This window comes from Mycoplasma sp. 5370, from assembly GCF_054343435.1.
This window is the reverse complement of the sequence record NZ_JBTGVF010000025.1, coordinates 1-11,273: the sequence shown is the minus strand read 5'-3', so window position 1 is coordinate 11,273 and position 11,273 is coordinate 1. Positions and strand designations below refer to the sequence as shown.

The window sequence follows — 11,273 nt, the reverse complement described above, 5'->3', positions numbered from 1 at the left end:
AAAGAGGACATTTTGATTAGTAAATACCCCGGGACATTTTGATTAATAATTTGCATTTTTGTTTTTAAAATCAAATATTAATATATAATATAAATGCCATTAAAACAAAAACCTTGTAACCTGGTCAGGACAGAAATGTAGCAGCCACATCGAGAAGTGTTGTGTTTAGTGGTTTTTTATTTTACTTAAAAATCTTTTTCAGTAAAGAAAACTTTTTGTTATTAAAAGGTTTTTTTACCAAACTTAAAGGTTTAAATACAAATTTATTTATAAAAAAAGATTTTTGATGGCTAAAAGATTTAAAACCGCTATATCCTCTATATTTCCCTAGTCCTGAATTCCCAATGCCACCAAAAGGTAAATATGAATTTGCCACATGTTCTGTTGTATTATTTATAATGATTGCTCCTGCTTGTAATTTTTTTATTTTATTAATAATTGATTTTTGTTTACTAAAAAGATAAAGAGCAAGTGGTTTTTGTTGTCTTTTAACAATATCAATTGCTTCTTCAATAGTTTCAAAAGAAATAATAGGCAAAATTGGTCCAAAAATTTCTTCTTGCATTATTGCATCATTTAATGATGCTTTGTAAATAAAAGGTTCGATTATTTTCATTTCATGATTAATTTTTAACTCAGTTGAGTTAACTAATTTCAATAGTCTATTATAATGTTTTTCACTAATGATTTTAGGTTCATTTTTGAGATTGTTTTTTAGTTGATTTTGTGCATATTCTCTGTATTTTTGTATAAATTCATCTTCTATTTTTTTATCTATTAAAACATAATCATGAGTTGTACATGTTTGCCCTGAATTTAATGATTTACCATAATAAATTTTTTCAACAACTTTATCTAAATTTATATCAGAACAAATTATAGTTGGTGATTTACCACCTAACTCTAAAATGGTTGGAGTCAAAAATTTGGAAGTTTTTTCTAAAACAATTTTTCCTACATTTGTTGATCCAGTAAAGAATACTAGATCAAACTTTTGATCTAAAAGAAAATTAGATGTTTCTAAAGAAGAATCAGCACAATAAATGATTTTATGATCAAAATTTTCATTAAAAAATTTCATTAATCATTTAGATGAATATTCTGAAAATTCAGAAGGTTTTAATATTACCCTATTTCCTGCACCAATAGCATTTATAATAGGTATAATAGAAAGCATAATCGGATAATTTCAAGGGCTAATAATCAAAGTTTGTCCATATGCTTCATATTTATAACTTGATTTAGATGGAAATAAATAAAAAGGTGTTTTTACTTTTTTAGAACGAGATCATTTTTTTATATTTTTTACATATAGATTTATTTCTTTATAAATTAATGCAATTTCAGAAACAAAGGATTCTAATTTATCTTTGTTTAAATCTTCTTTTAAAACTTTAAAAATTTCTTCTTCTTTTTCTTGAATGAATCTTTTAATTTTCTTTAAAATTTCAATTCTATCTTTAATACTTAAAGGACCAAAATAAAAAAAATCTTCCCTTTGTAAGTGATAGATTTTTTCTAATTCTTTTTGATTTATCAAATTTTTACCCTTTTTTCTTTTGGTATAAACATTTTATCGGATGAAGAAATTTCATAAGTTTCTAAAAATAAATCATTATTTCCTAAAATAACATTAGCACGTACTTTTCCTGGTGAGTGAACATCTGATTCCAATTGTCTTTTTGCTGCACCTTCTTTTAAAATAATTCTTCAACTTGTTGCTCAGCTTTCAAAAAAGTTTTTGGCATCAAAATCTTTTTCTTGTTTTGCCGCTTCTAAAGCGCAGTCAAAACCACCTAAATCTGCAATGTTTTCAGAAACAGTCAACTCTCCATTAACTGGTCCAAAGTCTGTTTCTACTTTATCAAATAAATTAATTGTTGCTTGTGTTCTTTTTGCAAATTCTTCTCTATCTTTATCGGTTCATCAATTGTTTAATTTTCCTTTTTCATCAAATTGAGCACCGTGATTATCAAAACCGTGAGAAATTTCATGAGCTATTACACAACCAATAGAACCATAATTATAAGATGATGGTCTATTTAAATTATAAAAAGGATCTGCTAAAATAGCTGCAGGAAAAACTATTTGATTTTTTAATGGATTATAATATGCATTAACTGTTGCAGGAGACATTGATCAATATCTTTTATCTTCTGTTTTACCAAATAAAGATAATGCATATTCAACTAAATATTTATTAAATTTAAGCGCATTTTCAAATAAATTTCCACCTTCTTCATAAGTTTTAACTTTAAATTTTGAATAATATGGTCTAATCACTTCTGGAAAACCAATCATAACTTGAATGGTAGATAATTTAGTTAATGCTTTTTGAATAGTTTCTTTACTTAATCAATTGTTATTATTTAATCTCATTTTATAAACATCAATCATATTAGAAACCATATGTTCAATATTTTCTTTTGCTTTTTTACCAAAATAATTTTCAGCATAATACATACCTAAAGGCATTCCAAAATATTCATTTGCCATATCAAAAGCAAAATTTTCTAAATTTCTATAGGTTTCAATAGAATAAACTTTTCTACCAAATTCCCCTGCTTTAATTCTAATTTCTTCACTTAAAAATTTAGTTGTTTGTAATAAGTTTCTTATAAATAAAAATGATTTATAAAATTCAAAATTTTCATCGCTAAAAATTTTGTCAAAATTTTCATAAAGTTTTATATTAGAAACTGAAACTGCTTCCACATTTTGTGAAACTAAACTTTCTAATAAATCAGAAATAATAAACTGTTTGGTATATGAATTATATTCTTCTTTTGATTTTAGATTATATAAAGCAACATAATTAGCTTGTTCTATCGATGAAAGAATATAATCTTTATAAATGTCATCAAATTTAATAGCATTTGATATTAATTTATTTGCTTCTTCTTCTGTTTTACCATAGTCTTTTAATAAAAATAAAACCATTTCTTTTCAAGTGTTTAATAATTTTTCTGACTCTTCTTTGTTTGAATAACTTTCTTTGTTTGGCAAGATTGTTTTAAAATCTCCAAATCAAAAAATTCTTTTTTCATTATCAATAAAATCTTCGTATAAATCTTTTTCTAAAGGTAAAAACCCGTATAAAAGTCAAAATTCTTTATCTTGTGAAAATAAATCTTTAAAGGATTTTAAACTTTCTAATTTAGTTAAATATTGTTTAACCGGTTCTCAACCAAGTTCTTTTCTTTTGCTTTCATTCATTAACATTGAAAAATATTTAACATATTCCAACATCATTGAATTTTCATTTAAAGAACTTGTATCTTTAAGTCATTTTTTTGTTAAATCTTTTAAAAGTTTTTCTAAGTTTAAATCAAGTTCAGAAAAAACACTAATACTTGATTTATCTTCTGGTATTTTTGTGTTTTCTAATCATACTTTATTTATGTGACTGAAAAAGTCATCTTTTAATAATGTTTTTTTCATTTTTCTTCTTTCTTTTTATTTGTGGTATTTTATATTGTTTTTTATAGCAAATGCTCTATAAATTTGTTCAACAAGTAACACTCTAAATAACTGATGTGGGAATGTTAGTAAAGAAAAATTTATTTTTTGAGCATCTATTTTATCTTCAATAACCCCGTTAGAACCACCAATTATAAAAGTTATATTACTTTTGTCAATTAAATTGGAAAATTCAAAAGAATCCATTTGTTTTCCTTTTAAAGAACAAAGAAAAACTGTTGAGTTTTTTGGAATTAATTCTAATATTTTATTTGTTTCTTTTTCCTTTTTTATTTCTATATTTTCTTCTTGTAATTCCTTTATTTCTATTACATCTATTTTTGAAAAAAAACTTATTTTTTTCTCATATTCTTGGAACAAGGTTAAATAATTTTTTTGAAGTTTTCCTACTGCAATAATAGTTATTTTCACTATTTATTTCTCATCTTTATATAGAACATTAACATTTGAATATCTGCTGGATTAATACCACTAATTCTTGATGCTTGTCCTATAGTGGTTGGTTTGATTTTAATTAATTTATCTCTTGCTTCATTTGCTAAATTATCAACTTTTTTATAGTCTATATCAGCTGGTATTTTTAATTTTTCAAGTTTTAACATTTTTTCTGCATCATGCACTTGTTTTTGTATATAACCATCCAATCTTGCTAATACAACAAGTTCATAAGCAAATTTAAAGTTTTTTAATATTTCAAGATAATCTACATCAGGTCTTGAAACTAGTTGAAATAAAGATTGTCCATTAATTGCGTTGTATTTAATTGCTAAATCACTTTTTGAAGATACAAAAGTGTTTTTTAATTCTTCAATTTTTAACTCTATTTGTTTGTATTTATCAATAACTAAATTATACCCTTCTTTGCTTATCATATTAGCTTTTAAAGCATAATCTTTCATTCTTCAATCGGCATTATCGTTTCTTAATAATAACCTGTATTCTGCTCTTGAAGTTAACATTCTATATGGTTCATTAGTCCCTTTTGTAACTAAGTCATCAATTAAAACTCCGATATAACCATCACTTCTGAGAATTTCAATTGGTTCCTCTTGTTTTAAATATTGAGATGCGTTTATTCCTGCTATTAATCCTTGTCCAGCTGCTTCTTCATAACCACTTGTTCCATTTATTTGACCACCAAAAAATAAACCATTAATATTTTTACTTTCAAGTGATTTTTTTAATTGTAAAGGATTTATGGCATCATATTCTATCGCATAAGCTCATTTAGCTACTCTTGCGTTTTCTAAACCAGGAATTGATTTAACCATTTCTTTTTGCACTTCAATAGGCATTGAAGTTGATAAACCATTTATATACATCAAATCACCTTTAGCGGTTTCTGGTTCAAAAAATATTTGATGTCTTTCTTTATCTTTAAAACGAACTATTTTATCTTCTACTGAAGGGCAATACCTTGGACCAACTCCATCAATTAAACCAGAATACATACTAGATTTATTTAAGTTATTCAAAATGATTTCGTGTGTTTTTGGAGTTGTATATGTTAAAAAGCAATGAATTTGTTTTTCGAGAACTACTTCATTTTTAAAACTAAAATGAAGGTTATTATTTTCTAAAATTTCTTCTTCTATTTTAGAAAAATCAATTGAATCAGTTCAAATTCTAGGTGGCGTTCCTGTTTTTAATCTAATAAGTTCAAATCCATTATTTTTTAAAAACATTGAAAGTTTATTACTTGTTCTTTGCCCATCAGGACCACTCTTTTGAATTTCATCTCCTCTTAAAATTCTTGAATCCATATAGGTTCCTGTTGTTAGTACTACAGCGTTAGCATAATAAACATTTCCTTTTTCTGTTTTAACTCCTTTTACTGAATCATTTTCAAGAACCAATTCTTCAACAATATCTTCTAAAATATCGATATTTTCTCGTTGTTCAATATCTTCTAATATTACTTTTGAATATTTGTCTTTATCAATTTGAGCCCGCATCGCTCTTACTGCAGGTCCTTTTGATTCATTTAACATCTTAATTTGAATCATTGCCTTGTCAGCGAAAATACCTTGCACTCCGCCAAGTGCATCTATTTCTCTTGTTATAATTCCTTTAGCAGGACCACCAATTGATGGATTACATGGCATTGAAGCTAGTTTATTTTTATCTAAAGTTACTAGTAAAACTTTGAAATTTTGTTTTGCTAAAGCATATGTGGCTTCAATACCTGCATGTCCACCGCCAACTATTATTGCATCATATTTATTCATATTTTTATATTTTAAATTATTTAAACAAATAAAAAAGAAGATTTTTTATTTTTTCTTCTTTTTATGCACTTACAATATGAAATAATTCATCATTTACTCAAACGATGTCTCCAACCTTAATTTTGGAACCCCTAGTTACTTCGCTATTGTCGTTAATTTTAACTTGGTTTGTTGCTAAAAACTCTTTTGCTGCACCACCAGAATCTATAAAGTTCATTTTTTTTAATAGTTGGCTTAATTTTATAAATTCTCCTGTTATTTCTACTTTCATTTCTTTCCTTTCTATGTAGTTCCTATTAATTGTTTATTATTTTTATTAGAAGGTGAAACTATATAAACTTTTCTTATTTTTTTATCTACAAAAATATAAATCAAACCTTCGTACACTGAAATAGCATCTTTTAAATATCTATGATTTATAGAAAAGTTTAACTCACTATTAGAACTTTCAAATTTCATTTCTTTAGTTTTTACAGAAATAAAACCTGTTTCTTCTTTGTTTCCGCTCATAGTAAATTCTTCTTGATTTACACTAACATTTAATTTGAAATATTGATCACTAGATAAAATAGAAGCTTTTGACATTAATTCACTAAGTTCTTTTTTATCGATTTCAATTTTATAAACTAAATCATCTATATTTGGGAAAACATTAGAAATGTCTTTATAAGGAAAATCAATGACTTTACATTGTATTTTTGTATTTTCAATAATGGTTTCTATTTTATTGTCTTCAACATAAATTTCTAATTGCCCTTCATAATCATTAGGGATAAAATTTTTTAAATTTCTAGCTATTATAGAAATATCAAATTCAATATTAGATTCAATCGGAAGTATTTCTGTTGATATTCTATATCTATCTGTTGCTGAAATTCTTAAATTTCCGTCCATAGCATTGATGTTGATACAATCTAAAATAACTTCAGAACTATCGATTGTAGCAGCAAAACTAGTATCTTTAATTGCTTTTTTAAAGTCTTTGGAATGAATTGATATTTTCTGACCTGATAAATCAAATCTAATATTTGGGAAATCTTCATCATTTTGAATATTAATTTTATATAAGTCATCTTTGTTTTTGATAGTTAAATTAGTATCTTCGATTTTAAATTCTAGAAATCCTTCGGTTTTTTTAATTATATTTTTTAACATTGAATAATTTATTAAAAAGGAACCTAATTCATTTATATTTTTTATGTTTTCAGAAGAAATGTGTCCAATTATAGAAATTTCTCCATCTGAACCATATAAATATACCCCTTCTTGTCTTAGTTCGATTTTAACACTTCTTAAAGAAGGAATAAAATTTAAAGTATTTATAGAAACACCGATTCTTTCAAATTCTTTTTCAAAATATTTTTTTTCAATTGTGAAATTCATTTTATTTTTCCTTTTATATTTTATTATTTTATATTTATTTTATTTTCTAATATATTATTATTAGGGATGTTAGTTTTAGTTAGTTTTATCTTTTTAACCTAAAAATAGGCAAAAAAGGTGTTGATTAATTAAGAAACAGTTTTTACTTTATTAGTTAATGAATTAACTGCGTTTTTGAGTTCATGGGACGTTTCTATATCTTTTTCTATTTTTTTATAAGAAGCCATAATTGTTGAGTGATCTTTTCCACCTAAATAAATACCAATTCTTTCATAACTAAAAGAAAGTAGTTCTCTAATTAAGTAAATTATCATCGATCTAGCAATAACAATTTCTCTTTTTCTTGATTTACTTCTTACTTCTTCTTCTTTTACTCTGTAATATGAACAAACGCTTTCAATTATCCTATCATGAGTTATTTCTCTTTCGAAGTGAACGGTTTCGTGGAAGATGTTATTAAGAAGGTTTTCATTGAAAGTTAAATCTTTAGGTGAGTTTTTTACAGAAAATTTAATTTGATTTAAAGCTCCTTCGATTTCTCTTATAGAATGATAAAAATTTCTTGTTAAAAAGCTTAAAGCTTTGTTATCTCACTTATTTAAATCAAAGTTTTCTTGCTCGATTTTAAATTTTAAAATCTTGAGTAAATCTTCATTATTAGGTTTTTTTATTTCTAAAGTTAAACCACTTTGAAATCTTGTTATAAATCTATCTTCAAATCCACCTAAAAGTTCTGGTTTTTTATCAGAACAAATAATAATTTGCTTTTTATTATTTTTTAAATTATTAATAATATTAAATAAAAATTCTAAAGTTTTTACTCTCGAACCAAGCATTTGAACATCATCTATTAAAAAGATATCAACACTTTCTAAAAAAGAAGAAAAATTGTTTATTTTTTCTATATCTTTTTCTTTTAATATTAAAGAAATTTGGTTAGTAAAGGCGTCTGGGTTTAGAAAATAAGATTTCATTCCAACTTCTTTTGCTGCATTTCCTAAAGCGTTTAGGAAATGAGTTTTTCCTAATCCTGATTTTGAGTGGATAAATATAGGAGTAAACTCTACTTTTTTACTTTTTAACAAATTATCAGCAATTTTTATTAAATTTTCGTTAAATTTACCTGTTACTAAATTTTTAAATGTTAAATCTGGTAATAAATTATCTTTAAAATCTATGTTATTGACAAAATTGTTAATATCTTTTGTGTTATTATTGATAACTTGTTTTTCTTTTACTTTATTCACACTTGTGTTTTCAAGAATGATTTCCACAGCTTTTTCACTTTTTAAAGTTTTAACAATAGCAGATGTTAAAAAACTTAAATAATTTTCTTTAATATCTTTAATAATTACATTGTTTTTAGCAATAAAAACCACAGAAAAATCATTAATTTCTTTTAGTTTTAACTTAGAAAAATATGTGGAAAAAATAATAGAGTCATTAATCTCTTTTTCAATTTCTTTTAATATTTTTTTATTTGTTTTTAACAAATTTTCTTCATAGTTATTAACAATATTTGACATAGTTATTAAATAATAAATAAAAAAAATAAAAAATGTTAAAAAATAAAAAATAATTTTATAAATAATTTTACTAATAACAAGATTACCACATTTTTAAAACCTTAATAAAGGTAAAAAAAATATGATTTAACATATAAAAAATAAAAAAAATTTCTTTTTTTCTTTTACAAAAAAAGTTGTGAAAAAAGTTTTTTTTATTTCCTTTTTAATCTTTATTTTGTTATAATTTTAATATTTAATTAAAATACATAAAAAATGTATCTTTTTATTTAAAAAAACTTTAAGGAGAGCATATGAAAAGAACTTATCAACCAAATAAAAGAAAACATGCTAAAACACATGGGTTCAGAGCAAGAATGTCAACAGTTGGTGGAAGAAAAGTTTTAGCTTCAAGAAGAGCTAAAGGAAGAATGAGATTAACTGTTTCAGATTCAAATAAATAATTATGAAAAAAGAAAATAGACTTAAGAAAAATTGAGAATTTCAAGAAGTAATAAGTTTAAAACAACAAATTATCACAAAAAACTTAATTTTATATTATAAAAAACATAAAAATTTTCAAATTGGTATTTCTGTTCCAAAAAAATTTGCAATTGCTGTAGAAAGAAATTTTTTTAGACGTCAAATTAAAGCAATAATTTCAAATAAAATGAATTTTATTGATTTACCTTTTCAAAATGTTTTAATATTAAGAAAAAGTTTTTTATCTTTACCTTTTTCAGAAAAAGAAAAGGAAGTAATAAAAATATATGAGAGGTTAAGAAGTGGAAAAGAATAAGCAAAAACCAAAATCTTATGACTTCTTCACCGGTAATAATAATTCTGAAAAGAAAAATATTTGAAGAAAAATTTGAAAATGATTTAAAGTTTTAATTTATATATTTATTTTCGGAGTTACTTTAACTGGTTGTATTCAATCATTCGCAATTAAAACTTCATCACACGCAGGGTCTGGGGTGGAATTCTATAATTCAAAAGAAGAAATTGCTCCTAATGCTGTAGTTTTTAAAAAACAAACCAATAAAGAAGGAAAAGAAGTTTTAAATATCAAAAAAAATAACGATAACTTTTATGTTTCTAACCAAGATAAAGAAAGAAAAGATGTTATTGAATCTTTAAAAAAACAAGCTGAAGGTAGTTATGGACAATGAGGTAATTACAACACTTTAATAGTTTATCAAAGTGATAAACCCATAGAAGGACAAAGTAGTTATCAATATCCAAAAGGAGATAATGGAGAATTATTATATTTCAATTCTACAACCGAAAACTACAATCAAAAATTTAATGATTGAAAAGAAATAAAATTATTAAGAGAGTTTAAGGATAATCGAAAATTAACTCACAATGCAAAATATGTAAATGAAAAAGATCCTTTTATCTATTCATATTTTGAAACGGTTAAAGATTATATTATCCCAAATGAAGATTTTATAGAAAATAATAATAAATTTGCAAGAGATGTAATTCATTATTTAAATAATCAACTTGTAAATTTTGACAAATATAATAATAACAAATTAGAAAACGCTATTAAAGAAGTAGAAGAAAAAGGTTCTGGTGCTTCTGAACAATCAATATCATTAGTTAATGATTATTCAGCAAACTTGCGTGAAATTTTAAAAGCAACACATTATACAAAGATTGGTGATGGAATTGTTGCTTTTGAACCAGGAAGTGCAAAAAATCCATCAGATTTATTATCATATAAAGGAGCAGAACCTCAAAAAATAATTGTTACTTGAGGTGATGCTTGACAACTTGGTCCTTTCTATGGGTTATTTATCTGACCGATGTCTAAATTAATGGCTGCTCTATTGGGTTCTATGTCATTAGAAGGACTTCAAGGATGGCCTGCTATTATTACTATAATAATTGCTGTTATTCTTACTAAATTACTTTCATTTGCATTTAGATTTAAGACTTTATTTAGTCAATCTAAACAACAAGAAGTGCAAGCTAAGAAAGCAAAAATCGATGCTAAATATGCACCTCACAAAGGTAATAAACAAATGGAAGCAAGACAAAGACAAGAGATTGCTGAATTATATAAAAAGAATAATATAAGTCCCGCTGCTCAATTTCAAGCATTACTTATAACAATGCCTATATTTGTTGCGATGTGAAGAATATTACAAGGATTACCAGGTATTAAAGCAACAACATGATTAGGAATAAATCTTGCATCAACTTCTTATCAAGAATTATTTGCAGGACAATGGATTTATTTACCAATCCTTTTATTCACTGTTATAATTCAATTATTCCAACAAATTCTACCAAGAATTTTAAATAGAAAACAAAACAAACAACTTATCAATGCGGCAGAGTCGCAAGCGTTGAAAAAGCAACAAAAAACTCAAAATTACACTATGATTTTATTTGTTGTATTTGGAGTTATTTTCCAAGCATCCTTACAAGTTTATTGAATAGTTGGAGGGGTGTGAGAAATAGGACAAATTCTTTTTGTTCACTACTTCCAAAGAACTAAAGTATTTAAAGAAAAAGTTCGTCCTTGAATTAATAAACCAAAGAAAACTTAATAAGGTAGCAATACCTTATTTTTTCTTAATTAAAAAACCGTTTTTGCCAAAACATAAGGAAAAAACGGAATTTTCTTGGAAGTGTAATAAATTTTGTGTAAAAATTTCTCAAT

10 protein-coding genes and 1 other RNA gene are annotated in these 11,273 nt (G+C 24.7%); 4 read left to right on the top strand and 7 right to left on the bottom strand.

Going from position 1 to position 11,273, the window contains the following annotated elements:
• The first annotated feature begins 88 nt into the window (after positions 1 to 88).
• Positions 89 to 185, top strand: an RNA gene (ffs, locus tag ACXX88_RS03400) — signal recognition particle sRNA small type.
• Here the strand turns inward: ffs and ACXX88_RS03395 are convergent.
• From ACXX88_RS03395 to dnaA, 7 genes are all read right to left on the bottom strand, one after another.
• On the bottom strand, positions 182 to 1,540 hold the full coding sequence (locus ACXX88_RS03395; protein WP_458559600.1) for an aldehyde dehydrogenase family protein: 1,359 nt from the start codon (positions 1,538 to 1,540) through the stop codon (positions 182 to 184). The genes ffs and ACXX88_RS03395 overlap by 4 nt on opposite strands.
• Complete coding sequence (locus ACXX88_RS03390; RefSeq protein ID WP_458559599.1) at positions 1,534 to 3,441, bottom strand: M13-type metalloendopeptidase; 1,908 nt, start codon at positions 3,439 to 3,441, stop codon at positions 1,534 to 1,536. Before ACXX88_RS03390 ends, ACXX88_RS03395 begins: the two co-directional genes overlap by 7 nt.
• Before the next feature lie 15 nt (positions 3,442 to 3,456).
• On the bottom strand, positions 3,457 to 3,891 hold the full coding sequence (locus ACXX88_RS03385) for a 23S rRNA (pseudouridine(1915)-N(3))-methyltransferase RlmH (protein ID WP_436358741.1): 435 nt from the start codon (positions 3,889 to 3,891) through the stop codon (positions 3,457 to 3,459).
• Entirely contained in the window at positions 3,891 to 5,708 is a 1,818-nt protein-coding gene (gene mnmG, locus ACXX88_RS03380; protein WP_458559598.1) for a tRNA uridine-5-carboxymethylaminomethyl(34) synthesis enzyme MnmG, read from the bottom strand. Before mnmG ends, ACXX88_RS03385 begins: the two co-directional genes overlap by 1 nt.
• Positions 5,709 to 5,769: 61 nt before the next feature.
• Positions 5,770 to 5,979, bottom strand: coding sequence for an RNA-binding S4 domain-containing protein (locus ACXX88_RS03375; RefSeq protein WP_436358739.1), 210 nt, complete (start codon positions 5,977 to 5,979; stop codon positions 5,770 to 5,772).
• Between the two features lie 11 nt (positions 5,980 to 5,990).
• Complete coding sequence (locus ACXX88_RS03370) at positions 5,991 to 7,091, bottom strand: DNA polymerase III subunit beta family protein (protein WP_458559597.1); 1,101 nt, start codon at positions 7,089 to 7,091, stop codon at positions 5,991 to 5,993.
• Positions 7,092 to 7,219: 128 nt separating this feature from the next.
• The gene (gene dnaA, locus ACXX88_RS03365) at positions 7,220 to 8,617 is read right to left on the bottom strand and encodes a chromosomal replication initiator protein DnaA (RefSeq protein ID WP_458559596.1); all 1,398 of its coding nucleotides are present in this window, start codon (positions 8,615 to 8,617) and stop codon (positions 7,220 to 7,222) included.
• Between the two features lie 293 nt (positions 8,618 to 8,910).
• Between dnaA and rpmH the strand changes: the two genes are divergently transcribed.
• From rpmH to yidC, 3 genes are read left to right on the top strand one after another with little or no spacing between them, the layout of a single operon-like run.
• Entirely contained in the window at positions 8,911 to 9,060 is a 150-nt protein-coding gene (gene rpmH, locus ACXX88_RS03360; RefSeq protein ID WP_436358736.1) for a 50S ribosomal protein L34, read from the top strand.
• A 2-nt stretch (positions 9,061 to 9,062) separates the two neighbouring features.
• Positions 9,063 to 9,395 (top strand): ribonuclease P protein component, encoded by a 333-nt coding sequence (rnpA, locus tag ACXX88_RS03355; RefSeq protein WP_458559595.1) that lies wholly within the window; start codon positions 9,063 to 9,065, stop codon positions 9,393 to 9,395.
• Positions 9,382 to 11,160 (top strand): membrane protein insertase YidC, encoded by a 1,779-nt coding sequence (yidC, locus tag ACXX88_RS03350; RefSeq protein WP_458559594.1) that lies wholly within the window; start codon positions 9,382 to 9,384, stop codon positions 11,158 to 11,160. Before rnpA ends, yidC begins: the two co-directional genes overlap by 14 nt.
• Positions 11,161 to 11,273: the final 113 nt, after the last annotated feature.